Origin of the sequence: Mycolicibacterium chengduense, assembly GCF_033741155.1 — a bacterium.
In the GTDB taxonomy this organism is placed as follows: Bacteria; Actinomycetota; Actinomycetes; order Mycobacteriales; family Mycobacteriaceae; genus Mycobacterium.
In genome coordinates, this window is record NZ_JAWQNH010000003.1 from 557686 (window position 1) to 582461 (window position 24776).

General features: G+C 68.1%; 21 protein-coding genes. 8 read left to right on the forward strand and 13 right to left on the reverse strand.

The window, feature by feature from the left end; all coding sequences use genetic code 11:
- Positions 1–20 precede the first annotated feature (20 nt).
- The 4 genes from mycP to SBI67_RS13205 are packed head-to-tail and all read left to right on the forward strand — an operon-like array spanning position 21 to position 4649.
- Positions 21–1367, forward strand: coding sequence for a type VII secretion-associated serine protease mycosin (mycP, locus tag SBI67_RS13190; RefSeq protein WP_266047408.1), 1347 nt, complete (start codon positions 21–23; stop codon positions 1365–1367).
- The gene (gene eccE / locus SBI67_RS13195) at positions 1364–2764 is read left to right on the forward strand and encodes a type VII secretion protein EccE (RefSeq protein ID WP_318980979.1); all 1401 of its coding nucleotides are present in this window, start codon (positions 1364–1366) and stop codon (positions 2762–2764) included. The genes mycP and eccE overlap by 4 nt, the downstream gene beginning before the upstream one ends.
- A complete protein-coding gene (locus tag SBI67_RS13200; protein ID WP_318980980.1) occupies positions 2761–4314 on the forward strand; it encodes a PPE domain-containing protein in 1554 nt (517 codons plus the stop codon). Before eccE ends, SBI67_RS13200 begins: the two co-directional genes overlap by 4 nt.
- A 20-nt stretch (positions 4315–4334) precedes the next feature.
- Positions 4335–4649 carry a YbaB/EbfC family nucleoid-associated protein gene (locus tag SBI67_RS13205; protein WP_266047572.1) on the forward strand — a complete coding sequence of 105 codons (315 nt, stop codon included), beginning with the start codon at positions 4335–4337 and terminating at the stop codon, positions 4647–4649.
- Here the strand turns inward: SBI67_RS13205 and SBI67_RS13210 are convergent.
- The 4 genes from SBI67_RS13210 to SBI67_RS13225 are packed head-to-tail and all read right to left on the reverse strand — an operon-like array spanning position 4646 to position 8443.
- Positions 4646–5710 (reverse strand): ABC transporter ATP-binding protein, encoded by a 1065-nt coding sequence (locus SBI67_RS13210; RefSeq protein WP_318980981.1) that lies wholly within the window; start codon positions 5708–5710, stop codon positions 4646–4648. The two genes, SBI67_RS13205 and SBI67_RS13210, sit on opposite strands and share 4 nt — an antisense overlap.
- Positions 5707–6465, reverse strand: coding sequence for an ABC transporter permease (locus tag SBI67_RS13215; RefSeq protein WP_318980982.1), 759 nt, complete (start codon positions 6463–6465; stop codon positions 5707–5709). The genes SBI67_RS13210 and SBI67_RS13215 overlap by 4 nt, the downstream gene beginning before the upstream one ends.
- Positions 6462–7313: an ABC transporter permease gene (locus tag SBI67_RS13220; RefSeq protein ID WP_413232464.1), complete on the reverse strand. Its 852-nt coding sequence runs from the start codon at positions 7311–7313 to the stop codon at positions 6462–6464. The genes SBI67_RS13215 and SBI67_RS13220 overlap by 4 nt, the downstream gene beginning before the upstream one ends.
- The gene (locus SBI67_RS13225; RefSeq protein WP_318980983.1) at positions 7310–8443 is read right to left on the reverse strand and encodes an ABC transporter substrate-binding protein; all 1134 of its coding nucleotides are present in this window, start codon (positions 8441–8443) and stop codon (positions 7310–7312) included. Before SBI67_RS13225 ends, SBI67_RS13220 begins: the two co-directional genes overlap by 4 nt.
- A 222-nt stretch (positions 8444–8665) precedes the next feature.
- Here SBI67_RS13225 and SBI67_RS13230 point away from each other — a divergent pair, with 222 nt between their 5' ends.
- Both SBI67_RS13230 and SBI67_RS13235 read left to right on the forward strand, forming a co-directional pair.
- Positions 8666–9238 (forward strand): hypothetical protein, encoded by a 573-nt coding sequence (locus tag SBI67_RS13230; protein WP_318980984.1) that lies wholly within the window; start codon positions 8666–8668, stop codon positions 9236–9238.
- Positions 9235–9645 carry a TIGR03668 family PPOX class F420-dependent oxidoreductase gene (locus SBI67_RS13235; protein WP_318980985.1) on the forward strand — a complete coding sequence of 137 codons (411 nt, stop codon included), beginning with the start codon at positions 9235–9237 and terminating at the stop codon, positions 9643–9645. Before SBI67_RS13230 ends, SBI67_RS13235 begins: the two co-directional genes overlap by 4 nt.
- A 66-nt stretch (positions 9646–9711) precedes the next feature.
- Here the strand turns inward: SBI67_RS13235 and car (SBI67_RS13240) are convergent, their stop codons facing one another.
- The 5 genes from car (SBI67_RS13240) to SBI67_RS13260 form a co-directional block, all read right to left on the reverse strand.
- The gene (gene car, locus SBI67_RS13240) at positions 9712–13224 is read right to left on the reverse strand and encodes a carboxylic acid reductase (protein WP_318980986.1); all 3513 of its coding nucleotides are present in this window, start codon (positions 13222–13224) and stop codon (positions 9712–9714) included.
- A gap of 168 nt (positions 13225–13392) precedes the next feature.
- Complete coding sequence (gene car, locus SBI67_RS13245) at positions 13393–16857, reverse strand: carboxylic acid reductase (protein ID WP_318980987.1); 3465 nt, start codon at positions 16855–16857, stop codon at positions 13393–13395.
- 211 nt (positions 16858–17068) lie between these two features.
- Positions 17069–17962 carry a DMT family transporter gene (locus SBI67_RS13250; RefSeq protein ID WP_318980988.1) on the reverse strand — a complete coding sequence of 298 codons (894 nt, stop codon included), beginning with the start codon at positions 17960–17962 and terminating at the stop codon, positions 17069–17071.
- 82 nt (positions 17963–18044) lie between these two features.
- Positions 18045–19364 (reverse strand): PE-PPE domain-containing protein, encoded by a 1320-nt coding sequence (locus SBI67_RS13255; RefSeq protein ID WP_318980989.1) that lies wholly within the window; start codon positions 19362–19364, stop codon positions 18045–18047.
- A gap of 162 nt (positions 19365–19526) precedes the next feature.
- On the reverse strand, positions 19527–20525 hold the full coding sequence (locus SBI67_RS13260) for a TerC family protein (RefSeq protein WP_318980990.1): 999 nt from the start codon (positions 20523–20525) through the stop codon (positions 19527–19529).
- A gap of 209 nt (positions 20526–20734) precedes the next feature.
- Here SBI67_RS13260 and SBI67_RS13265 point away from each other — a divergent pair, with 209 nt between their 5' ends.
- Both SBI67_RS13265 and SBI67_RS13270 read left to right on the forward strand, forming a co-directional pair.
- Entirely contained in the window at positions 20735–21394 is a 660-nt protein-coding gene (locus SBI67_RS13265) for an O-methyltransferase (RefSeq protein WP_318980991.1), read from the forward strand.
- A 112-nt stretch (positions 21395–21506) separates the two neighbouring features.
- Positions 21507–22772 carry a L,D-transpeptidase gene (locus SBI67_RS13270; RefSeq protein WP_413232465.1) on the forward strand — a complete coding sequence of 422 codons (1266 nt, stop codon included), beginning with the start codon at positions 21507–21509 and terminating at the stop codon, positions 22770–22772.
- Positions 22773–22792: 20 nt separating this feature from the next.
- Here SBI67_RS13270 and SBI67_RS13275 read toward each other — a convergent pair whose 3' ends face one another.
- The 4 genes from SBI67_RS13275 to SBI67_RS13290 form a co-directional block, all read right to left on the reverse strand.
- Positions 22793–23194 carry a hypothetical protein gene (locus tag SBI67_RS13275; protein ID WP_318980992.1) on the reverse strand — a complete coding sequence of 134 codons (402 nt, stop codon included), beginning with the start codon at positions 23192–23194 and terminating at the stop codon, positions 22793–22795.
- 44 nt (positions 23195–23238) lie between these two features.
- Positions 23239–23511, reverse strand: coding sequence for a Rieske (2Fe-2S) protein (locus tag SBI67_RS13280; RefSeq protein ID WP_318980993.1), 273 nt, complete (start codon positions 23509–23511; stop codon positions 23239–23241).
- Positions 23512–23714: 203 nt separating this feature from the next.
- Positions 23715–24296 carry a DUF6529 family protein gene (locus tag SBI67_RS13285; protein ID WP_318980994.1) on the reverse strand — a complete coding sequence of 194 codons (582 nt, stop codon included), beginning with the start codon at positions 24294–24296 and terminating at the stop codon, positions 23715–23717.
- Positions 24286–24756: a hypothetical protein gene (locus tag SBI67_RS13290; RefSeq protein WP_318980995.1), complete on the reverse strand. Its 471-nt coding sequence runs from the start codon at positions 24754–24756 to the stop codon at positions 24286–24288. Before SBI67_RS13290 ends, SBI67_RS13285 begins: the two co-directional genes overlap by 11 nt.
- Positions 24757–24776: the final 20 nt, after the last annotated feature.

Sequence of the window (24776 nt, forward strand, 5' to 3'; positions counted from 1 at the left end):
CGCAAGGGGGAGTGACGACCGTGCGACGCATCGCTGCGCTGCTGGCCGCGTTGACGCTGTTGGTGGGATTGGCACCGCCGGTGGGCGCCGTCGAACCGCCGACGATCGACCCCGGGGCCGTTCCGCCGGACGAGACGGGGCCCGATCAGCCCACCGAACAGCGGCGGGTGTGTTCGGCGCCGATCACGTTCCCGAACTCGAACTTCACCGACAAACCGTGGGCCAACGACTATCTGCGGCTGGCCGACGCCCAGAAGTTCGCGACCGGCGCCGGGATCACCGTCGCGGTCATCGACACCGGTGTGAACGGGTCCCCCCGAGTCCCGGCCGAGCCGGGCGGTGATTTCGTCGACAAGGCCGGCAACGGGATGTCGGACTGCGACTCGCATGGCACGCTGACCGCCTCGATCATCGCCGGCCGGCCCGCCCCCACCGACGGCTTCGTCGGCGTGGCGCCCGACGCCCGCATCCTGTCCCTGCGCCAGACCTCGGACAACTTCCAGCCCGTCGGCTCCCGCAGCGACCCGAACGATCCGAACAGCACCCAGACCGCCGGTTCGCTGCGCAGCCTGGCCCGCTCCATCGTGCATGCCGCCAACCTGGGCGCGCAGGTGATCAACATCAGCGAGGCGGCCTGCTACAAGGTGACCCGCCCGATCAACGAGACCGGCCTCGGTGCGGCCATCAACTACGCCGTCAACATCAAGGGCGCGGTGGTCGTGGTCGCCGCAGGCAACACCGGCCAGGACTGCTCGCAGAATCCGCCACCGGAAGCCGACCAACCCAACGACCCGCGCGGCTGGAAGCAGGTCCAGACCATCGTGTCCCCGGCCTGGTACTCACCGATGGTGCTGACGGTCGGCGGTATCGGCCAGACCGGTCAGCCGAGCAGCTTCTCGGTGTCGGGTCCGTGGCTCGACGCGGCGGCCCCCGCGGAGAACATCACCGCACTCGGATACGACGGGAACCCGGTCAACGCACTGGCGGGCACCGACGGGCCCATCCCCATCGCGGGCACCTCCTTCGCCGCCGCCTATGTGTCCGGCCTGGCGGCGTTGCTGCGGCAACGCTTCCCCGACCTCACCCCGGCGCAGATCATGAACCGGATCACCGCCACCGCCCGGCATCCCGGTGGTGGGGTGGACAACTACGTCGGCGCCGGTGTCATCGACCCGGTGGCCGCACTGACCTGGGATGTGCCCGCCGGCCCGAAAGCGGTGCCGTACCGGGTCAAACAGCTTCCGCCGCCGGTATACGTCGCACCGCCGGACCGCCGCCCCATCACCATCGTGGTGATCACAGGTGCCGCGGTCGCGCTGATCCTCGGGATCGGCGCGATGGCCCGCCGTGCCTTGAGGCGCCGATGAGAGAGTTCTTCGGCCAGTTCGGTTTTCGCTTCACCACCGGTCATCTGCTGTGGGCGGCGGTGCTGATCCCAGCCGTCGTGTTGGTCTTCATCCAGCTGAACCTGTTGTGGCTGGGCATCACCCTGGCCGTGCTGATCGCCGTGGCGACCACCCTGACCGTGCGCGGCCGCCGCTTCACCGGCTGGATCGCGGCACTGTTCTCCTGGCGGCGCAGGCACACCGTCGCGCCACCCGCGCCGTCGGTGCCCGCCGTCGGCGCCACGGTGCTGCCCGGCGACCATGTCGCGGTGCGTTGGGAGGGCGACCAGTTGATCGCCACCATCGAACTGATCCCACGCCCGTTCACCCCGACGGTGCTGGTGTCCGGTGAGGCCTTCACCGACGACGTGGTGGACACCCGGCTGGTCGAGCGTCTGCTCGCCGCACACTGTCCCGAACTGGAGGCCGACGTGGTCTCCGCCGGGTACCGGGTGGGCAAGACCGCACCGGCCAGCCTCGTGGCGCTGTACGAGCAGGTGGTCGGGCCGTACCCGGCACCGGCGAACCGGCGCACCTGGATCGTGCTGCGCGCCGACCCCGAGCGCACCCGCAGGCCGGCCCAGCGCCGCGAGTCCGGTGTCGCCGGGCTGGCCCGTTATCTGGTGGCCTCGACCACCCGCATCGCGGATCAGTTGGCCAGCAACGGTATCGACGCACGGTGCGGACGCAGCTTCGACGATTTCGACCGGGCCACCGAGATCAGTTTCGAACGTGAGTCGTGGTCGTCGATCAAAGGCCGCAGCACGTTCACCGCGGCGTACGTGGCGCCGGGCGGGCCCAACGTCTGGTGGTCGGCCCGCGCCGACCACACCATCACCCGGGTGCGCATCCGGCCCGGCGCCGCACCCACCACCACGGTGCTGCTCACCACGCTGGCCAATCCGACCACCCCGCGCGGCTTTTCGTGCCTGTTCGGCGGGCAGCGGGCCGCACTGCTCGGTCAAAGCCCGGTCACCGACCGGCATTACGAACTGCCCATCGGATCGGCCGGGGTGTTGGTGGGTGAGACGGCCGACCGCTACCCGGTGTACATGCCGTTCGACGACGTCGATGTCAGCATCAACCTGGGTGACGCGCGGTTGTTCACCCAGTTCGTCATCAGGTCGGCCGCCGCCGGTGGTGTGGTGACACTCGGTCCGCAGTTCCGCGAGTTCGCCGGTTTCGTGAACGGACGGATCGGCAACGAGGCCAAGGTGACCTGGCCCAACGCCACCACCTACCTCGGACCACACCCGGGGGTCGGACGAGTCGTGTTGCGTAGCAACTTCATCGGCACGCCACGGCACGCTCAGTTGCCGATCCGGTTGATCAACCCGCGTGAGGAGAGCCGTTACCAGATGGCGCTGGAGGGGGTATGACCACCAACGAGGTCAAGGTTGTCACCGCCGACCTGAGAGCCCTGGCGGGGGCGATGCGTGCGGTGTTCTGGTATCAGCCGGACGCGAAGGCCGCGCCACCGGACCAGTTGCCCTTGGCGGTCACGGCGACGGCGAACTTGAACGACAACGCCGCTGAACTGCAGCAGTATCAGAAACTCGCGGAGGCCCAGGGCCATCGGCTCGGCGAGATGCTGGACTCGGCCGCCAAGGCCTACGACGAGGTCGACGAGAAGTACAAGACCACCCTCGACGACCCGCAGCGGCACGCGGCGGTCGAGGGCATCACGTTGTCCCCGCCGTCCACCCCGCTGCCCCCGGTACCCGAGGCGCCTCCGGCGCCGAAGGCCCCGGATGCCAGCGGGTACAGCAATATCGAGCAGACACACGCCCAGCTGCTCAGCGGTAGCGACGCTTCATTGCGGGCCGCCGCTGTGCAGTGGGGCCTGGCCGCCGACAGTGCCGAGGGTGCCCGCCCACCGAAGAACACCTCCGACTGGGAGGGTGAGGCCGCCGATGCCGCCCACCGGCGGCTCGACGAGTACGGCGACTGGTGCACCGACCTGGGTGCGGCGTGGCGGCGATTGGCCGACGCTGCCACCAAGATCGCCGACGCGCACGTCACCGCGGTGACCGAACACACGCCGCTCTATCTGCAATACCTCGCCGCCAAGCAGGCCTTGGCCCGGTTACTGGCCGAGGGCGACGCCAGGTCCCAGGTACAAGCCCAGCATGTGCAGGCCGAGATGGCGAAGCTGCAGCAGGCCTCCGACGAGGTGCGGCAGAACTACGCCGGGCAGGCCACCTTCGATCAGGTGAAAGTGGAAAAGCCCGGGTTCGCCTCATCCGGTGGGACCGGCGGGGGCACCACATCGGGCTCCGGCGGTGGAGGTGGCGGCGGTACCCCAGGCGGCGGTGCCGGTCAGCCTGGCGCTGCGCCGCAGCCGCCGTCCGCGCCGGTCAGCCCGCAGGGTGCCGATCCGCTGTCGGCCGCTCAGGCACCGTCGGACTCATCCGGATCAGGCGGTAGCCCATCGGGTTCCGGCGGCAGCCCGGCCGGCAAGGGCGGTGGTGGTTCCCCTGCCGGCGGTGGGTTGCCGTCCGGTGCCGGGCTACCGGGAGGTGGCCTGCCCGATGGTGGGTTGCCCGACCCGGCACTGGACGACCCGGGTGTCAGCCCTGCCGGTGCCGGTTCCGGTGGCGGCTCAGGTGGCGGCGCCGGTGGCGGCGCGGGCACGCCCGGCATGCCGCTGCAGCCCAGCGTCGGCGCCGAGACCGTCGGCCCGGCACCCGGTGGGGCGCGCGGCGGCGGGTCGGGCGCCATCCCGGCGGCGGCCATGGGCGGCGGTATTGGCGGTATGGGCGGCGGCATGGGCGGTATGGGCCACGGTGGCGCCCAACCAGGCAAGGAGAAGCGGCGCGACCCGAACCTCGCCCCCGACGAGGACCTCTATACCGAGGACCGCGCCTGGACCGAGGGCGTCATCGGGGCGCGCAAACGCCGTGACACCCCGGACAAGGACCAGAAGTGAGCTTCGAACCGACCGACGACATGCATCCTCAGGTGGCCGCCGTGCTGCGCCAGGCCAGCCGCCTGCAGGACCTGATGGACAGCCAGCTGCAGAAGATGGCCGGTGAATCGTTCACGGCGGCAGACGAATCCGAGACCGTCGAGGTGACCCTCAACGGCCATCACCATCTGGTCGATGTCTACCTCTCCGACGGTGTGCTGCGGCTGGGTTCTGACACGGTGTCCCACCGGCTCAACGAGGCGCTGCACAACGCCACCGAGGTGGCCAGTGATTCCATTGCCGCCGACCAGGATCGGCTCAACGAGGCCATCGCCGAGATCACCGGCGGGGATTAGACCACCAGCACACCGTCGGATTCGACGCTGATCCGGACCCGCTGCCCCACGGCGAACGACGCACCACCGCCGACCTGGGCCAGCACCGTGTCGCGCTCGCTCCCGCTGGACTCAGGTCCTGCCAGAGCCACCCTGACCCGGGACACCGCCCCGAGGAACGACACTGACTGCACCGTCCCTACCCCGGCGGTATCGGTTTCCCCCGCCGGCACAGCAACAAGCCGCACGGCTTCCGGCCGAACCAGCGCCGTGCCCGCACCGGTCACCGATCCGGGCAGCGCCGGAACAGCCATGCCCCACAACAGCACCCGGCCGTCGATAACCTCGGCCGGAACACGGTTGCTCAGCCCGACGAACTCGGCCACGAAGGGCGTGGCCGGCGCCGTGTACAAATCAGCCGGGGCTGCCAGCTGTTCCAGCCGGCCCGCATTCATCACGCCGACCCGATCGGCGACGGCCAGCGCCTCCTCCTGGTCGTGGGTGACGAACAGCGTCGTGATGCCGACTTCCTGTTGAACCCTTCGGATCTCATCGCGCAACTGGGTGCGCACCTTGGCATCCAGGGCCGAGAGCGGTTCGTCGAGCAGCAGCACCCTGGGCCGGATGGCCAAGGCACGGGCCAGGGCAACGCGCTGCTGCTGGCCACCGGAAAGCTCACCGGCATAGCGATCCGACTGCGCCGCCAACCCCACCAGCTCCAGCATCTCCAGTGCACGAGCCTGCCTGTCCCGCTTGGCCATTCCGCGCATCTTCAGGCCGAACGCCACATTGTCACGCACCGTCAGGTGGGGAAACAGGCTGTACGCCTGGAACACCATGCCGATATCGCGTTTGTTCGCCGGCACCCGGCTGATATCCCGGCCGTCGACCCAGACGCTGCCCGCACTCGCCTCGTCAAGCCCGGCCAGGATCCGCAGGGCGGTGGTCTTACCGCAGCCCGACGGGCCGAGGAGCGCGACCAACTGACCGGGCTCCATCCGCAAGGTCAGCCCGTCGAGTGCGCGCACCGCCCCGTAATGCCGGCTCAGGTCCTTCAACTCCACCGCGACACCGGCCGTCATCCGCGGCGCCCCCTTCTCGTCACCAATGAAAGCACCAGTAGCAGCACGAAACCGAAGATGAGGGTGGCCAACGAGGCGGCCACCGAGGTGGGACCGTCGGCCTTGCCGATCGTCACGATCTGCACGGGCAACGTCATGAAGCCCGACAGTGAGGCCACCGTGTACTCGCCGAGCACCACGGCGATCGAGATGAACGCCGCCGCCAGGATGCCCGACCAGATGTTCGGCACGATCACCCGCGCGATGGTGGTGAGCCATCCGGCCCCCAGTGAACGCGCCGCCTCTGCCAGGGTGGTCAGGGCGATCGACGAGAGCGCCGCGTCGATGGCGCGGTAGGCGAACGGCAGCACCAGCACGATGTAGACGAAGGTGAGGGTGAGTGCGGATTCCCCGAGCAGATAGGTCACCCACAGGTACACGTTGCGCAAGCCGACGACGATCACCAGCGCCGGAATGGTCAACGGCAGCAGGCACAAGAACTCGATGAGCCGGCGCGCCCACGGAGTGCGCAATCGAACCCAGATCATCGTCGGCACCAGTACCGCGAGCATCGCCACGACCGTCAGCACCGCCAGCAGCACCGAGGTGACGATCGCCGCGACCAGTTCGTCATCACTGACCAGGCTGTGCCAGGCCGCCAGCGTGCGGCCACCCCCGAGCGGATCTCTGGTGGAGAAGTCGGCCATCGCATACAGCGGCAGCAGGAAGAACAGGCCGAACAACACCCACAGCCCGCCGCGCACCGCCTTCGTCATGTCAGCCACCGTGCCGTGCGCCGGACCAGGGCATTGTAGGCCACCATCACGACGGCGACCACGACGATCATCTCCAACGCCAGCGCATAGGCGAAGCCGGACTGCCCGAGCACCACCTCGCTGGTCAACGCGGCCCGGATGAGCAGCGGCACGATCGGGCTGCCCTGGCTGACCAGCGCCGCCGCAGTCGCGTACGCGGCAAAAGCGTTGGCGAACAACAACAGCAGTGACCCGAGGAAGGCGGGGGTCAACAGCGGGACGCCCACCTCACGCCAGTACCGCCACGGCCCGGCGCCGAGGCTGACGGCGGCCTCGCGCCATTGCACGCGCAGTCCTTCCAGCGCAGGGAGGAAGACGATGACCATCAGGGGGATCTGGAAGTAGCTGTACACCAGGATCAGTCCGGGCAGCCCGTAAAGCCAGCCCGAGCCGGCGAGATCCCAGCCGAAGGCCTGCTGCGCCCACACCGTCAGCACACCGTTGAGTCCGATAGTCGCCAGGAACGCGAAGGCCAGTGCGACACCACCGAACTGGGCCAGCACACTGCACAACGACAGCACCACCCGGCGCACCAGGGAACGCGGCGAACTACCGGCGATCAGCCAGCACAACAACGCCCCGAACACCGCGCCGATCAGTGCGGTGCTGCCGGAGAGCAGCAGGCTGCGGCCCAACGCCGCCAGCGGCGCCTCGCTGAACAGTGCGGTGAGCCGCTCCGGTGAGAAGCGCCCGTCCACGACGAACGCGTTCACCAGCACGGTCACCGTCGGGATGATCAAGAACACCGTCACCACCGCCAGGAATGGCAGCAGGGGTAGCACCTCGCGGACGCGACGCACCGGCGTCAACCGATCGCCTTGGCCCAGTTGGCTTTCAGATAGTCGGTCGCCTTCTTGTTCTGCTCAACGGAGACGAAGGTGGCTGCGCCGTCCACCGGCGGAAGCGTGCCATATGTCGCTCGGTCGATGGTGCCCTTGGTCACCATCGAGTCGGCCCGCACCGGCCGGGCACCGCCGGCCAGGTACAGGTTCTGACCTTGGTCGCTGTACAAGAATTCCTGCCACAGCCGCGCCGCGGCCGGGTGCGGTGCCTCGGAGTTGATGGCCTGGAAGTAGTACCCGGCCACCGCGGCGTTGTGCGGGATGGCCACCTTCCAGGTGGGCACCTTCTTGGCCTGCGCGACATTGAGGTAGTCCCAGTCGATCACCACCGGCGTCTGGCCGGAGGCGATGGTGGCCGGCGTCGGATCCACCGGAAGGAAGTTGCCCGCCTGGTTGAGTTTGCGGAAGAACTCGACGCCGGGGGCGATATCGTCCGGTGAGCCGCCCTGGGCCACCGCGACCATCATCACCCCGGAGAACGCGGCGCCGGCCTGGGTCGGGTCGCCGTTGAGCGCCACCTTGCCCTTCAGCTCGGGCTTCATCAGGTCGTCCACGCCGGCAATGACACCGACCTTGGCCGAGTCGTAGCCGATCGACATGTAGCCGCCGTAGTCGTTGACCCATCGGCCGTCCGGGTCCTTGAACGAGTCGGATATCTCGGCGAAATGCTCCACCTTGTACGGCGCGAACATGCCGGTGTTGGCCAATGCCACCGATTGGCCCAGGTCGAACACATCGGGCGCGGTGCTGCGGCCCTTCTGCTGCTGGGCGGCGTTGATTTCCTCCTGGCTGCTGGCCCCCGGCTGGGCGGAGTTGACCTTGATGCCGTACTTGGCGGTGAAGGCCTCGATGATGGCGCCGTAGTTGGCCCAGTCCGGCGGCAGGGCGATGACGTTGAGTTCGCCCTCCTTCTTGGCCGCCGCGATCAGGCCGTCCATGCCGCCGAAGTCTGCGGCCGAGGTCGCAGTGTTCGCCGCGTTGCCGCCCTGCCCGTCCTTCTTCTCGGGCGGCGCGCAGGAGGTGACCAACCCCGCGGCCAGCAGCGCGGCGGCGGCCATCGCCAGCAGACCCGTCGTGTTCAGCCCAGATTTCTTCATGCGCAAACCCTCCGTTGAGCAAGCGGCCGGCCGGTGACGTTCCGGTGTCGCGATCCGCCTGCGGCGATGAACCTGCAATGAACGCAGACCGACCCTACCGGCGCATTCGGGTCCGCGACGGGGCTTCACGAAATGCCGGACGACGGTGGCCGCTGCAGGCGATCCGGCGTGCCGCCACGGCCGGAACCGGCATCTGCGCAGGTCGGCACATACCATCGGGGGGTGGGTGAACGCGAGGCTCCGGATCCGGGGGTGTACGGAACCGCCGATCCGGCCGATCCCGGCGGCGCTGACGGTGCCGGCCACCCGGGCTGGGCGGGGCACAACGCCAGCGTGTGGGATGACCCGCGGCTCTACGAGCCGGTGGCCGCACCAGCGGAACCGCAGACCGGCCCGTTCGACGCGTTCAACACCGGGACGTGGACGTTCAAACCTCCGCCGCCGCCGTGGTACCGCACGCGGCGGGCAACCCTGGCCCTGTTGGCGCTGGGCGCCGCGGCGGTCGCACTGGTGGTGTCGGTGGTGCTGCTTGCCTTCTCCGGCTCGAGCGACGACGAACCGGTGGACCAGGTCAGCAGCACGCCGAGTGCAACGCCGACCACCACCCCGTTGTCGACCGAGCCGCCGGCCCCTCCGCCGCCGCCCCCGCCGCCACCACCGCCTCCCCCGCCGGAGCCGGCGCCCGAGCAGTCCTGGCCGGCGCCCCGGCAGCCCAGTGAGCCGCCATCCAAACCCAGGATCAACGTGACCCGGCCACCGATCAGCGTTGCGCCGCAGCCCAGGACGGCACGATGACCGCGCCCGACGCGGACTGGGCGCAGTCGTTCGCCGCCGCGCCCGTGGCCGTACTCGGCACGGCCGCCGACGGCGTCCCCCATCTGGTTCCGGTGGTGTTCGCGGTCAGCGGCGACACGGTGTACACCGCGGTGGACGCGAAACGGAAGTCGACACAGCGGTTACGGCGGTTGGCCAATATCGAGGCCAACCCGAGGGTCAGCCTGCTGGTCGATCACTACACCGACGATTGGACGCAGTTGTGGTGGGTCCGCGCCGACGGAACCGCCGAGATCCACCCGCACGGTGAACAGATGGCGATCGGATACGCGTTGTTGCGCGCCAAATACCGGCAATACGAGCGGACCGCGCTCGACGGTCCGGTGGTGGCGATCACCGTGCGCCACTGGTCGTCCTGGCACGCGTGAACCGACGAAAGTGGGGCACCCGAAACGGGCGCCCCACTTTCGGTCACCGCGTGACCGGCAAGCGGCCTAGAGCAGGCCGAGCAGTTGCAGATCGGTGATGTACTTGACGATCACCGCGGCACTGACATGCGGGATGTCCTTGTCCGGACCGATTTTCGCCTCCTGCACCGCAGCGCGGAACACGTCGGTCGGTGCGATCGAACCCCGCACCGGCGTCTCCGGCTGCTGGTAATTGTGCAGCAGCGGCATCAGCGACGCCTGGCGCTGCTTGTCCGGCAGAGACCGCAGTGCGGTCTCGAACCGCGACAGCCACTGACCGTACTCACCGACCCGCTCGATCTTGTAGCCCGCGTCGATCAGCCAGTCGACGAAGGTGTCCATGCTGATGCCGTCGTCGTAGGGGTTCATCACGTGGTAGGTCTCGAACGCCCCCGCTGATTCGGCAACGTGCGCCGCAAGGGTCGAGATGGCCTCGGCGATGAACTCCACCGGCAGCCCGTCATAGTGCGCCCGTTGCCGTTGACCGTCGGAATCCAACTGGTAGAACGACTCCGGGGCGATACCGGTCGCGACGAGGCTCAGCATCATCCGGGTGAACATGTCCGGCAGGTTGAGCTGGCCGGCATAGCTGGTGTCGGCCAGGATCATGTCGCAGCGGAACACCGAGACCGGCAACCCGGCCAGGTCGTGGGCTTCGCGCAGCAGCACCTCACCGGCCCACTTGCTGGTGCCGTACCCGTTGGCGTAGTTGTCGTTGATCGCACGCACCGAGCTCATCACCCGCACGTCGGCGTCCTCGACGAATTTGCCCGGCTCGATCTGGTCGCCGACGCCGATCGTGGACACATAGGCGAACGGCTTGATCGTGGTGGTCAGCGCGATGCGAATCAGTTCGGCGGTGCCGAGGGCGTTGGGCCCGAACAGCTCGCTGTAGGGCAGCACGTGATTCACCAGCGCCGCCGGGTCGACGATCAGGTCCACCGTGTCGGCCAGACGCTGCCAGGTGGCCTTGTCCAGCCCGAGGTCGGCCTCGCCCTTGTCACCGGCGATGACCTCCAGGTGGTCGGTGGCCAGTTTCTGGTAGTGCGCCAACAACTTCGGATCGCCGCCGCTGTTGGGTCCGGCACTGTCGAAGGTCTTGTCCAGCCGGGCCCGGGCCTCCTCGTTGCTGCGCGCCCGCACCAGGCAGATCAGTTTCCCGTCGACCAAATCCATCCGTTCCAGCCACTCCAGGGCCAGATACCGGCCCAGGAAGCCGGTGGCACCGGTCAGCAACACCGTGCGGATCTCGCTGCCCGCCTTGGGAAGTGACGGCGCCGCCGCCAATGTCGCGGCGTCGATGAACTTGTCCAGGGCGAGCTCGCTGGCCGACACCTCAGCGGCGTGTCGTCCGTGCACCGAGGCGAAGGTCGGGCGGCCCGTACCGCCGGCACGCTGCGTCTCGATATGCGCCGCGATCGCCGCCAGGTCGGAGGTGGGGCTCACGATCACCGACACCGGCACCTCGACCCCGAAGATCTCCTGCAGCAGATTCCCGAACGTCAACGCCGACAACGAATCCCCACCCAGATCGGTGAAATGCGCATCCGGCGCCACATCGGCAGTCGCAGCACCCAACAGCGCCGCGGCGGCGCGCGAGACCGTCTCGATGACCGGCGCGTCCGCCCCTTCGGCCCGCAGTGCCCGCAGTTCGCGGGCTTGTCCGTCGGCCAGCTCGGTGTAGAGATCCTCCAGCGCGGGACCGTAGTGCGCCTTCAGCTTGGGCCAGGCCAGCTTGCGGATACCGGTCAGCAGACCGTTCTCCACCGTGAAAGGTGTCGTCTCGATGAGGAAGTCCCGGGGAACCTCGTAGCTCTGCAGGTCCTGGGCCTTGGCCACATCCTGAAGTGACTCGGCGATCGCACGCTTGAGGGCAACCTCGTCGGCGTAGCCCGACAGCGCATCGGGGGTCGGCACCACCACGGCGAGCAGGTAGGGCTGGGCACTGTTGCCGTAGACGTAGATCTGCCGGATCAGCGGACTGTTGTTGCTGAACGCGGCTTCCAGCTTGGCCAGCGTGACGAACTCACCTTGGGCCAGCTTGAGCACGTTGTTACGGCGGTCCACGTAACGGATCTGGTCGGGTCCGAGCTCGGCGACGATATCGCCGGTCCGGTAGAACCCGTCCTCGTCGAACACCCCTGCGGTGACTTCCGGGCGCTTGTAGTAGCCGGGGAACAGGTTGACGGTCTTCACCAGTAGTTCGCCGCGTGGATATGGCTGGTCGGTCCGGTGATAGCCGAGCTCGGGGACGTCCACCAGCTTGTAGTCGATGGTCGGCGGGCGCTGTACGCGGCCGTCGAAGAACACCATGCCGGCCTCGGTGGAGCCGTAACCCTCGCGCAGGTGGATACCGAGGAAGTGTTCCACCCAGGCCTTCAGTGCGTCGGTGATCGGGGCCGAGCCCGTCATCGCGTCCACGTAGCGACCACCGAGGAGGTTCTGCCGCATGTCGGCGAGCACCTCATCCTCGTCCGCACCATGCGCGGTACGGCTCTGGAATTCCTGGTAGAGCATCTCCCAGACGCGGGGCACGAAGTTCAGCTCGGTGGGGCGGGACAGCGCCAAGTCTTCGAGCAGCGTGGACAGATCGGCACGCGCAGCGAAGTAGCAGGTGCCGCCGGCGGCCAGCGTGAGGTACAGGATGCCGCGCCCCATCACGTGGCTCATCGGCATGAAATTGAGGTTGATCGACGCGACGCTAGGGCCGAACCACGAGTCGCTGGAACGCTTCCAGAACGAGGTGACCTGGCTCTCCAGGTACATCGCACCCTTCGGGGCGCCGGTACTGCCCGACGTGTAGATGAGCAACGACAGCGGGTTCGGGTCGTCGACGCTCAGGGCCGGGGCCTGCGGCAGGTCGGCGCCACGGGCCAGTACCTCGGCCAGGGTTTCCACGGTGACGCCGGCCGGCAGCGCATCGGTGGCGGCGGCCAGCGCTTCGCGGTGATCGTCGACCTGCGAGTGGTAGTCGAACACGACCACCCGGTCGGGCGCGTGCCCGGTGCGCGCGAGTTCGACGGCCTCGTCGACATAGTCGATGCTCGCGGCGATGATCCGCGGCTCGGTCTCGGTCAGAATCGGGGCCAGTGCCGACGCCGTCGAACTGGATTGCAAGGGAACCGATACCGCACCCAATTGACCGAGCGCGGTGTCGATCACGGTGTAGTCGGCGCTGGTGAAGCCGAGGATGGCGACCCGGTCACCCGAGGCGAGACCAGAGGCGTGCAGGCCCGCGGCGGCCGCGCGGACGCGGTCCCACAACTGGGCGTAGGTGATGGTGTCAAAACGCGGGAGTAGCGCGGCAGTGGTCCGGCCGGTCGCGGGATCGGTGACATATTCGACGGCACGCTGCCCCAGCGCGGGTCGCTGCGCGTAGCCCTGCAACACGGTCTGGACGATCTGCGGTAACCGCATGCCGGGTACGTCGGCGGCCTCGCTCACCGTCGGATCGGGCCGCGCCGCGGCGAATTCGGGATCATTGGCGGTCAAGTCGGCGATGCGGCGTTCGAGCCGTTCGTCTTGGATATCGTTCGGCATCACAGAACCTCTAAAACGTCTGGTACTTCAATACAAATCAGGGGTGAGCGCGCCGTTGCGCCCTATTAGAAGGACGAGCGGGCGGACCGCGGAATTCCCGTCCCAGCTGTCAATGAGCTGAGAAAGCCTGGCCCCCGTCAGCAATGGGCGGTGACCAGGCTTTCCGGCTCAGAGCAGGCCGAGCAGTTGCAGATCGGTGATGTACTTCACGATCACCGCGGCACTGACATGCGGGATGTCCTTGTCCGGACCGATTTTCGCCTCCTGCACCGCAGCGCGGAACACGTCGGTCGGCGCCATCGCCCCGTTCACCGGGACACCGGGCTGCTGGTAGTTGTGCAGCAGCGGCAACAGCGAGGCCTGGCGCTGCTTGTCCGGCAAGGCGCGCAGCGTCGTCTCGAAGCGGTCCAGCCACTCGGCATAGTCGTCGATGCGTTCGATCTTGTAGCCCGCCTCGACCAGCCAGTCGACGAAGGTGTCCATGCCGATACCGTCGTCGTGCGGGTTCATCACGTGGTAGGTCTCGAACCCTTGGTCGACGTGCGCGCCGAGGGTCGAGATGGCCTCGGCGATGAACTCCACCGGCAGCCCGTCATAGTGGGCCCGCTGCGGGTTACCTTGGGCGTCAAGTTGATTGAACGACTTCGGCGCGACCCCGGTGGCCACCAAGCTGAACATCATCCGGGTGAACATGTCCGGCAGGTTGAGCTGGCCGGCATAGCTGGTGTCGGCCAGGATCATGTCGCAGCGGAACACCGAGACCGGCAACCCGGCCAGGTCGTGGGCTTCGCGCAGCAGCACCTCACCGGCCCACTTGCTGGTGCCGTACCCGTTGGCATAGCTGTCGTCGACCACCCGGGTGGCACTGATGGTGCGGATATCGGCGTCCTCGACGAATTTGCCCGGCTCGATCCCCCACCCGACCCCGATCGTGGACACGTAGGCGAATCGCTTGATCTTGGTGGTCAACGCGATGCGGATCAGCTCGGCGGTGCCGAGGGCGTTGGGTCCGAACAGCTCGCTGTAGGGCAGCACGTGATTGACCAACGCGGCGGGGTCGACGATGAAGTCGACGGTGTCGGCCAGCCGCTGCCAAACCGACTGTTCCAAACCGAGATTCGCTTCGCCCTTGTCACCGGCGATGACCTCCAGGTGCTCGGCAGCCAGCTTCTGGTAGTGCGCCAACAGCTCCGGATCACCGGTGTCGAACGTCTTGTCCAGCCGGGCCCGGGCCTCCTCGTCGCTGCGCGCCCGCACCAGGCAGATCAGTTTCCCGTCGACCAAATCCATCCGTTCCAGCCACTCCAGTGCCAGATACCGGCCCAGGAAACCGGTGGCACCGGTCAGCAACACCGTGCGGATCTCGCTGCCCGCCTTGGGAAGTGACGGCGCCGCCGCCAACGTCGCGGCGTCGACGAACTTGTCCAACGTCAGGTCGGCCGCGTGGACCTCGTCGGCCCCCGCGCCGTGCACCGAGCTGAAGGTCGGACGGCCCGTACCGCCGGCACGCTGCGTCTCGATATGCGCCGCGATCGCCGCCAGATCGGAGGTGGGGCTCACGATCACCGACACCGGCACCTCGACCCCGAAGATCTCCTGCAGCAGATTCCCGAACGTCAACGCCGACAACGAATCCCCACCCAGATCGGTGAAATGCGCATCCGGCGCCACATCGGCAGTCGCGGCACCCAACAGCGCGACGGCCGCACGGCTGACGGTCTCCAGCACCGGCGCATCGGCACCGTGCTGACGCAACGACTGCAATTCGTTGGCCTGGCCGTCGGCCAGCTCGGCGTACAGCGCTTCGAGTTCGGCGCCGTAGCGTTCCTTGAGCTTGGGCCAGGCCAGCTTGCGGATACCGGTCAGCAGACCGTTCTCCACCGTGAAAGGTGTTGTCTCGACCAGGAAATCGCGCGGAATCTCGTAGCTCTGCAGGTCGGCGACGCGGGCAGTGTCCTTCAGCGACTGCGCGATGTCGGCCTTACTCACCGTCGGGTCGGTGGGCACCACGACGGCCAGCAGGTAGGGCCGGGCGCTGTTGCCGTAGGTGTAGATCTGGCGCACCAGGGGACTGGTGGTGAACGCCGCCTCCAACTTGGACACGGTGACGAACTCGCCCTGCGCCAACTTGAGCACGTTGTTGCGCCGGTCGACGTAGCGGACCTCGTCGGGCCCGAGCTCGGCGACGATATCGCCGGTCCGGTAGAAGCCCTCCTCGTCGAACATCTGCGCGGTGATCTCGGGGCGCTTGTAGTAGCCGGGGAACAGCTGGGTGGACTTCACCAGCAGCTCACCGCGCGGGTGCGGGACGTCGGTCAGCCGGTAGCCGAGCTCCGGCACGTCGACCAGCTTGTAGTCGAGCACCGGCGGCCGGGTGATCCGGCCGTCGACGAAGACCGAGCCGGCCTCGGTGGAGCCGTACCCTTCCAGCAGGTGCTGCTCCAGCAGCCGCTCGACCCAGGCCTTGAGCTCCGGCGAGATGGGCGCGGACCCGGTCAGGGCGCTGACGTAACGCCCGCCGAGCAGGTTCTCCCGCATGTCGGCGAGCACCGCATCCTCGTCCGCGCCGTGCGCGGTGCGGCTCTGGAATTCCTGGAAGAGCATGTCCCAGATGCGCGGGACGAAGTTCAGCTGCGTCGGTCGGGTCAGCGCGAGGTCCTCCAGGAAGGTGGACAGGTCAGCCTTGGCGGCGAAGTTCACGGTGCCGCCCGAGGCCAGCGCGCCGTACAGGATGCCGCGGCCCATCACGTGGCTCATCGGCATGAAGCTCAGCACGATCGAGGGCACCTTGCCCTGGCTGTCGTCCCAATGCGCGTTGGCGGCCGGGCGCCAGATGTTGGTGACCTTGCTCTCCAGGTACATCGCACCCTTGGGCGCACCGGTGCTGCCGGAGGTGTAGATGAGCAGGGCCAGCGGGTCGTCCTCGGGGCCGACGACCCCGTCGATGTCGGGAAGTGCGGCTCCACGCTCGATCACGTCGGCGAACGACTCGATGGTGACGCCGGAGCCGAGCCGGGCCTGTGCGGCCGCGACCGCCGCACGCTGGTCGTCGACCTCGGAGTGATAGTCGAAGACGACGAGATGACCGACCGACGCGCCTTCGGCGAGTGCGACGGCATCGTCGAGGTAGTCGATGCTGCTGGCGATCAGGACCGGTTCGGTCTCGGCGACGATGGGCGCCAGCGCGGTGACGGACGCGCTGGTCTGCAGCGGTACCGAGACGGCGCCGAGTTGGCTCAGCGCCGTGTCGATCGTGGTGTAGTCGACGCTGGTGAAGCCGAGGATGGCCACCCGATCGCCACTGCGCACGGGTTGGTCGTGCCACGCGTTGGCGACGGCCTGGACCCGGTCCCACAACTGACGGTGGGTGATGGTCTCGAAGCGCGGCAGCAGCGCGGCGGTCGTCCGGCCGGTTGCCGGGTCGGTGACGAAGTCGACGGCACGTTGCCCGAGGGCGGGGCGGTCCCCGTAGCCCTGCAGCACGGTCTTGACGACGGCGGGCAGGCGCAGCCCCGGCTGGTCGACGGCGGCGATGACCTCGTCGCTCGGGGCGGCCGCCGCGAACTGCGGGTCGGTGTCGTACAGGTGGTTGAGGCGGCGTTGGAAACGCTCGACACTCGCGTCATTGGTCATCTGAAACCCCCGATAACTCTTGCGATCAATACGGAAAATTCGTGGTGCTATCTGCCGGCCACTGTGACCGGTACCCGAAACAACGTTAGCAAAACTAAAGATATGCCCCGAACCTGGCAGCTACCAGGGTGCTGTGAGCAAGAACACCGGTGCGTACCGCCTCCACCCAGGCATTCAGCGATTTCACAGCAACCGCGGGCTGAACCGCCGGCTAACGGCGTGCGGGCTCCTTACGCGCTTCCAACTGGGCCTCATACGCCCCCTCGTCGCGCCCGAGGGCAATGGTGGCCGCCGTCATCGCGACCACCGCCAGGGTCAGCACGATCGCCTCCCAGCCGTTGGCGTCCAACGTTTCCCCGAGGACGAAGGCCCCGAGCAGCACCGCGGCCAGCGGTTCGATCACCAACATGGTGGGCACCGAGGTCTGCAACGAGCCGGCATGGAAGGCCGACTGCTGCAGCAGCGTGGCCACCACACCCAGCGCGACCAACACATAGGGCACCGGGGTGGCCAGCACCTGCGCCACGGTGTTGCGGGCGAGCAGGTGGGTCAGCACCTTCGTCATCACCGCCACCATGCCGAAGAGCACCCCGACACCGACGGCCAGCAGCACCGCCCGTTGCCAGCCCGGCCTGCGCACCGCGATCACGACACAGCCGATCACGAGCACGAAGCTGATCCCCACGACGACGGTGATCTGCCGGGCCGACTCGATCTGCTCGTTGGCCCGCGGGTGGGCCAGCAAGATGAACACCGCCAGCGAGACGGTGAGCAGGATGGCCCACAGCCATTCACCGCGGGTGACCCGGCGGTGCGCCATGCGGGCGCTCAACGGCAGCGCGAACAGCAGTGCCGAGACCAACAGCGGCTGGACCACCAGCAGGGAGCCATGAGCCAGCGCCAGCGCCTGGAAGACGAAACCGGCGACCGCGGCGGCCGTGCCCGCCCACCACAGCGGTCGGCGCAACAGGGTGGCGACCATGACGGTGCTCACCCCGTGCTCCGGGGGAACGTCGAGGGTGGCGCGCTGGCGCACCACGATGCCGACAGCGGCGAAGATCGCGGCGCACAAGGCGAACAGCACCACCAGGGCGGGGCCTAGCACGACACAACCCTAGGGGTTCGGCGGCCTGCGCGCCTAAGGGTGCGGTCAGAGGGTCGGCCGGCCCGCTACCCGGATCGTCGGTTCAGGCGGCGTCCGCCGGGTGTGCATCGCTGTCCGCGGTCTTCGTCGCGGGCTTGCCGGTATCCGGGGTTCTCGGTTGCGGCGGCGTCGCATCGGCGCCCGGCACCCTCGACACGGTCTTGCCGTCTCCGGGAGTACCGGCGGTGCCGTGAATCAGACGGCCCGAACGCAGTGCCGACGAGATCGCCGCGGCCGACCGCCGCAGCTGCGCGGCCAGTGCGACGCGGGCCGGCTTGGGTTTCTTCGTCGTCGTGGGGGTGGCGACCGGTGGTGCGCTGCCGGCGCCGGCCGCTCCGGTCGGGGCCGCGGGGGCCGGCCGGGCGGTATCAGCCGCGACGGCGGCGGGTGCCTGGCGTGCGACTGGCTCGGCCGGTTCGTCCGTGGCCGCCGCCGGCACACCTACCGGTGGAAACACCTGTGCCGGGGTGTTCTTGCTGTAATCGCGTCGGTCGTAGCCGGTTTCAATCACGGCTCGCAGCGGGGCATCCAGCCTGTCGAGCACCGCGCCGGGAACCACGCCGCGCAGCGGCATCAACAGCGGCAGCCGCTTCGTCGGGACCAGGTAATAGGTGGTGTCGCCGTGCTGCTGGTAGTAGCGCGGATCGGACGTGTCGATATCCGCCAGGGCGCTCGCGTCGAGGTCCTGGGTGTCCCCATGCAGATAGACGATGCCCAGCACCGCGTTGGCGGTGGCCAGCAGGTTCAAGGGGTACTTGGGGAAATCCGCCCACCCGTCGTACTGCCGGGCGATGTCGACCGTGGTCCCCGCACCCTCCTCGGGGTCGTCCACCACCGGCGTGGCGCCGTCGAACGTGACGTTCAGCAGCGGGACGTAGAGCCCGGCGAACCGCTCGAAGATGCCGCCGTTGGGCCGGCCCGGATTCTCCACCAGCACGTAGTTGACGCCGTTTCCCGGATGGTCGCGCTTGTACCTGGTGGCCACCACCGCGCCCTGCGAGAACCCGAATACGGTGTCGCCGCTCTGCGGTCGTTCCCCGAGGGCGGCAATGCCCCGGCCCACCGATACCCCCCAGGACGGGTCACCGAACCCGCCGTTGGAGAACGGGCCGATCGTGGCGGGATAGTCGACGACGGTGACGTCGACCTGCGGCGCGGCCCGGCCTGCCCCGGTCATCATCGCGGTGGTGAAGGCGAACGGCGCCGGATGACCCGTGGTGTCGCCGATCTCGGTGCCCTTGAGGTAGTACACGGCCGAGTTTGCCGACAGCGTCACGCCGGCCGCCGTCACCGGGGTCGTGCCGATCAGCGCGACGGCCGCCAGGGCAACGGTGGACAGGGCGACACCCGTCCCCCCGGCCACCCCGCTGAGCTCGTGACCCGATCGAACTCGATGTCGCCCCCGTGAGTTCGCCACCATTGGCCCCCATCCCGGCCCGACCAACGGACCCCTGCCGAGATGCTAACTCGGCGAGTTTGCTGGCGGAGCCGATCCTGGGATTCCACCACGGGCCCTACTCGGCCGCTATTCGGCCACAGCCGGCACCGACTTCTTCGCGTCGGACCGGGTCTTGTACAGGCTGGCCACCGTGGTGATCACCAGGGTCACCACGATGACGCCCAGGCTGGCCAGGGTCGGAATCTCGGGGACGTGCACCGACTCGCCGCCGTTGATGAACGGCACCTCGTTCTCGTGCAGCGCGTGCAGCAGCAGTTTCACGCCGATGAAGCCGAGGATGAACGCCAGCCCCTGGGACAGGTAGACCAGCCGTTTGAGCAGATCGCCCAGCAGGAAGTACAGCTGCCGCAGTCCCATCAGGGCGAACACGTTCGCGGTGAACACCAGGTAGGGCTCGCGGGTCAGTCCGTAAATGGCGGGAATGGAGTCCAACGCGAACAGCAGATCGGTGGTGCCGAGCGCGACGATGACCAGGAACATCGGCGTCATCAGCCGCTTGCCGCCGGCCGAGTGGTCTTTCACCCACAGCCGCAGGCCGTCCCACTTGTCGGTGAACTTCATGTGCTTCTGCGCGAACCGCACCACGCCGTTGTCCGCGTCGTCGTCATGCTCGGTGTCCCGAACCAGCTTGACCGCCGTGTACACCAGGAAAGCGCCGAACAGATAGAACACCCAGGAGAACTGCTCGATGGCCACCGCGCCCAGTGCGATGAAGATGCCGCGGAAGATCAACGCCAAGATGATGCCGACCAGCAATGCCTGCTGCTGGTAGATCCGCGGCACCTTGAAGCTGGCCATGATGATCAAGAAGATGAACAGGTTGTCCACCGACAGGCTGTATTCGGTGAGCCACCCGGCGAAAAACTCCACCCCGTACTGACTGCCGTGGAAGAACCAGGTCCACAACCCGAACGCGACGGCCAGGCTGACGTAGATCGTCAGGTACGTCGCGGTCTCGCGGCGGGACGGTTCGTGCGGGCGCCGCCCGATCACGATCACGTCGAACAGCAGAATGGCGATCGTGACGCTGAGGGTGATCCCCCACTCAAGTGCAGACACGTTCATGAATCATGAGCCTCCGGTCGTCGTTCAACGGCCGAGGTCTCTTCCGCCGCGCCGATGACGAGCGCGGCCCGCGGCACCGGTAATCCAACGTTGGATCACGTGATGACGACACCGCAGCGGTAGGAGTACTCCCCTCACCAGCAATTGTGGCAGAAGAATCCGGAATCGGTCTAATCGGGCGCACAGCCCCGCGGCGTAGCTTCGCGGGCATGACGACACTCGACGATTCCCGCGTCGCGGCGGCGCTGGCACGGATGTACGCCGAATCCGACCGACAGATGGCCCAACTGCGCGAGCGTGGGCCCGCCGACCGTGCCCGCCTGCAGCAGGCGACGGCGCAGGAACGTGCGGACGCGCTCAGCGACATCTACATGCCGGTCACCCCGGCCGCGGGCCGACTGCTCTACATGTTGGTGCGCGCCACCCGGCCCACCACGATCGTCGAGTTCGGGATGTCGTTCGGCCTGTCGGCGGTGCACCTGGCCGCCGGGGTGCGGGACAACGGGACCGGCCGCGTGATCACCACCGAGCTGAGCAAGGCCAAGATCGACGCCGCGGCGCAAACCTTCGCCGAGACCGGCCTGGCGGATCTCATCACCGTCGTGGAAGGCGATGCGGTCACCACCCTGGCGGAGGTACCGGCTCCGGTCGATCTCGTCCTGCTCGACGGCTGGAAGGAGCTGTATCTCCCGGTGCTGCGGGTGCTGGAACCGAAGCTGTCATCCGGCGCGCTGGTGATCGCCGACAACACCGAAATGTCCGATACCAAGCCATATCTGGATTACGTACGCGATCCGGCGAACGGCTACACGAGCGTCAACTTCGCGGCCCGCGACACGGACAGCATGGAGATCAGCGGTCGCGTGTGAACCGGGCCCCGGGCCCTCTACTATGAGAGCTTCTGTCCGGCCAGTGCAGTGACGCACCCCGGTCCACCTCATCTTCTGCCCCGGAGTGTCCGTGCGTCCTGATCGTTACCGCGTGCGCGTCGCATGCCTGGCAGCGCTGCTCCTCGTCACCACCGCCTTCGGCGTGACGCAGAGTTCGCGTATTGCGCAATGCCAGGACGGCTGCCGCACGTTGGCCGCGAGCACCGATCTGGCCGCGACCGAAGCCGTCCCGCCTGCGCCTGCGCCGACGCCGGCGACGGTCCGAGTGCTGCCCCAGCCGGGCGCCCAGGGAGTGCTCCCGCGCGGACCGGTACGGGTCACCGCATTCACCGGCACCCTCACCGACGTGACCATGGTCAACGAGAACGGCACGGTCGTGCCCGGCGTGCTGACGCCGGATCGCACGGTGTGGAAGCCCGCCGTCCCGTTGGGCTACGGACGCGAGTACACGCTCACCGTGCGCTCGCAGGGGCCGGGTGGGATGCCGGCCGCCGAGACCTCCAGTTTCACCACGGTGTCCCCCAGCTATCAGGCGTCGGTGTCACTGACCACCACGGGGTACGCGCTGTTGAAAGACGGCGGCACCTACGGTGTCGGCACGGTGGTGGTGGCGCGGTTCGACGAGCCGATCGCCGACCGGGCGCGGGCCGAGCGGCAGCTGACGGTGACCACCTCACCGCCGGTGCAGGGGTCCTGGTACTGGGTCGACGACCAGACCGCGCACTGGCGCCCCGAGCGCTACTACGCGCCCGGCACCACGGTCTCGGTGGCCGCGAACATCTATGGCGTCCCGCTCGGCAACGGCGTGTACGGCGAGGACGACGAGAAGGTGTCGTTCAAGATCGGCGACGCGCACGTGTCGATCGCCGACGACAACACCAAACAGGTCAGCGTGTACGACAACGGGAAACTGGTGCGGACCATGCCCACCTCGATGGGCCGTGGCGGCACCGAGACCATCGGCGGGACGACGCTGAGCTTCTGGACCCCGCCGGGGGTGTACACCGTGCTGGACAAGGCCAACCCGGTCATCATGGACTCGTCGTCCTACGGGTTGCCGGTCAATTCCCGGCTCGGTTACCGCGAGACGATCCCGTGGGCCACCCGGATCAGCGGTGACGGCATCTATCTTCATCAGCTCAATGCGACGGTGTGGGCGCAGGGCAACACCAACACCTCGCACGGATGTCTGAACCTGAATTCCGAGAACGCCGAATGGTTCTTCGATTTCTCGGTGCCCGGCGATGTCGTCGAAGTCCGCCACACCGGCGGCCCGCCGCAGGACCTGCTGTCGCAGAACGGCGACTGGAGCGTGCCGTGGGACCAGTGGCGCAAGGGCAGCGCGCTGGCCGCCTAGGTCGCACCGGCCCTGGGGGCTCAGATCGCTCCGGCCCTGGGGGCTGACGTGCTGGTCGCGTACGGGTCGCTGGTGGTGGTCGTGGTCGAGGTGCCGCCGGTCAGTTCGGGGAAACCAGGCACCCAGTCGTCGGTGGTCGTGGTCGTGGTGCCGGACCCCGACGGGTTGATATCGGCGGTCGACGGTGTCGTCGTGGTGGTGCGGGTCGTGGTCGTGGTGGCCGGGGTGGTCGTCCCCGACGAGGTGGGCGCCTCCACGGTCGCCGGTGTGAGCGGGCGGCCGGGATCCATCGAACTGCGTGAGGTCTGCACCACCGCGAACACCAGGACGACGAGCACCGCGATCACGCCGGCACCGGCTGCGTAGACCGCCCAGGTCTCCTCGTACCACGGTGGCGGGTTGTCAGCCTCGTCGTCTCCCACAGGCGGTGATCGTAACCAGTGGCCGGCGCCCGCCCTCCCGGTGTCTAACCCTTGACGATGTCCTGGCCCTGCACGCTCACCGCGACGGTGGCCAGCGGTTTGGTGGCCGGGCCTTTGATGACGGCGCCGTCCAGGCCGAAGGTGCTGCCGTGACACGGGCAGATGATCTTCCCGTCCGCAACCGAGGACACCGCGCAGCCGGCGTGCGGGCACACCGTCGACAGCCCTTTGAACACGCCGGCGCTGGGTTGGGTGAGCACCACACCGTCGACGATGAGCCCCGAGCCGACGGGGACTTGCGATGTCTTGGCGAGCACCGCCGGCGCTCCAGGGGTCTCCGATGATGTCGGCGTCGCAGACGCAGCGTCCTTATCATCCCCCGCTTTCCCGTCGTTGCGACCGCCTCCGTAGCCTGAGCAAGCCGCAATTGCGGTGGCGCCCAGTCCGATTCCGGCTCCGGCAATTACCTGGCGGCGTCCGACGGTGTTCTCGTGGATGGTCATGGCTGATCTCCTCGGCTTCATTTGGCAAGTCCGTTGATCTGGAAGAACCACAGGGCTGAGGTCAGCCAGATGTTGACGAGAGTAAAGAACACCAGCCCACCGAGCACCGGAATCACCCACGCTCGCAGGTTTTTCCGAGTCAGCAGGATCATTTTGGCGACAAAGGCGCCGTAGAAGAAGCAACCGAACAGCGAATGCCACAGCACCCGGCTGTCGGTGGCCTGGAATCCGAGCGCGTAGAGGCAGTGCACCGCGACGGGCACGCTGGCCAGGACCGCAAGCCGGCCCGACCACACGTGTGCGACACCGATCCAGGACGGGGCCCGCCCGCCCGGCAGTACCCGGTACATCACCAGTGCCGAGATGAACTGGAAGACGGCCAGCGCAACGGCGATGGTCGCCAGCCACGATTTCACCGCGCCGGGTCCGGAGAAACCCCCGATATTGACGGCGAAGAACTGCGGGGTGTGCAGGCGGCCGTACACGCCGAGCCCGACGGCCACGACCGCTCCGATCGCCAGTGCACCGAGCAGCGCCGTATCGGCGGCCCGCGGCGCGGCCAGCAGGCGGGTATCCGCCTCGGCGTACTCACGGCGCATTGGAGGTTCCCTGCACTCGGTCCACCTCGAAAGTGGCGAATTTCCAGCTTTGTTCGCCGATCGTCAGCGTGCCGGTGACCGTGGTCCCGTGGTGTTCGCCGGTGAGGCTACTGGTGGCACCTTTGCTGCTCAGCGCCAGCGCACCGCCCCGGGCGCTGCCTCGCAGCCACGCCTCGACGGCCCGTCCGTCACACGCGTATGCGACGGCCTCGGTCCCGTGCACGGTGATCTCCACGGTGATCGTGCCGGTCGCCGTGGGGATCTTGCCGGCGAAGTTGGCTTTGGTGGCGAACGGGTCGGGCGCCGGGGGTGGTGGGGGTGCCGGCGTCGGGGCCGGGTTGACCGCGGCTGCCGTCCGGGTCGCCGACGGTGCGGGTGTGTGGTGCACGTTGACCGCCCACAACCCGCCGCCGAGGGCCGCCACCGCGGCCACCGTCACCAAAGGACCTTTGCTTTTCATGCGTTCGAGCATGTCCATCG

Coding starts and splice junctions, on each gene's coding strand:
- eccE (WP_318980979.1), top strand. CDS start 1,364: ATGAGAGAGTTCTTCGGCCAGTTCGGTTTTCGCTTCACCACCGGTCAT.
- SBI67_RS13200 (WP_318980980.1), top strand. CDS start 2,761: ATGACCACCAACGAGGTCAAGGTTGTCACCGCCGACCTGAGAGCCCTG.
- SBI67_RS13205 (WP_266047572.1), top strand. CDS start 4,335: ATGCATCCTCAGGTGGCCGCCGTGCTGCGCCAGGCCAGCCGCCTGCAG.
- SBI67_RS13210 (WP_318980981.1), bottom strand. CDS start 5,710: ATGACGGCCGGTGTCGCGGTGGAGTTGAAGGACCTGAGCCGGCATTAC.
- SBI67_RS13215 (WP_318980982.1), bottom strand. CDS start 6,465: ATGACGAAGGCGGTGCGCGGCGGGCTGTGGGTGTTGTTCGGCCTGTTC.
- SBI67_RS13225 (WP_318980983.1), bottom strand. CDS start 8,443: ATGAAGAAATCTGGGCTGAACACGACGGGTCTGCTGGCGATGGCCGCC.
- SBI67_RS13235 (WP_318980985.1), top strand. CDS start 9,235: ATGACCGCGCCCGACGCGGACTGGGCGCAGTCGTTCGCCGCCGCGCCC.
- car (WP_318980986.1), bottom strand. CDS start 13,224: ATGCCGAACGATATCCAAGACGAACGGCTCGAACGCCGCATCGCCGAC.
- car (WP_318980987.1), bottom strand. CDS start 16,857: ATGACCAATGACGCGAGTGTCGAGCGTTTCCAACGCCGCCTCAACCAC.
- SBI67_RS13260 (WP_318980990.1), bottom strand. CDS start 20,525: ATGAACGTGTCTGCACTTGAGTGGGGGATCACCCTCAGCGTCACGATC.
- SBI67_RS13265 (WP_318980991.1), top strand. CDS start 20,735: ATGACGACACTCGACGATTCCCGCGTCGCGGCGGCGCTGGCACGGATG.
- SBI67_RS13285 (WP_318980994.1), bottom strand. CDS start 24,296: ATGCGCCGTGAGTACGCCGAGGCGGATACCCGCCTGCTGGCCGCGCCG.
- SBI67_RS13290 (WP_318980995.1), bottom strand. CDS start 24,756: ATGAAAAGCAAAGGTCCTTTGGTGACGGTGGCCGCGGTGGCGGCCCTC.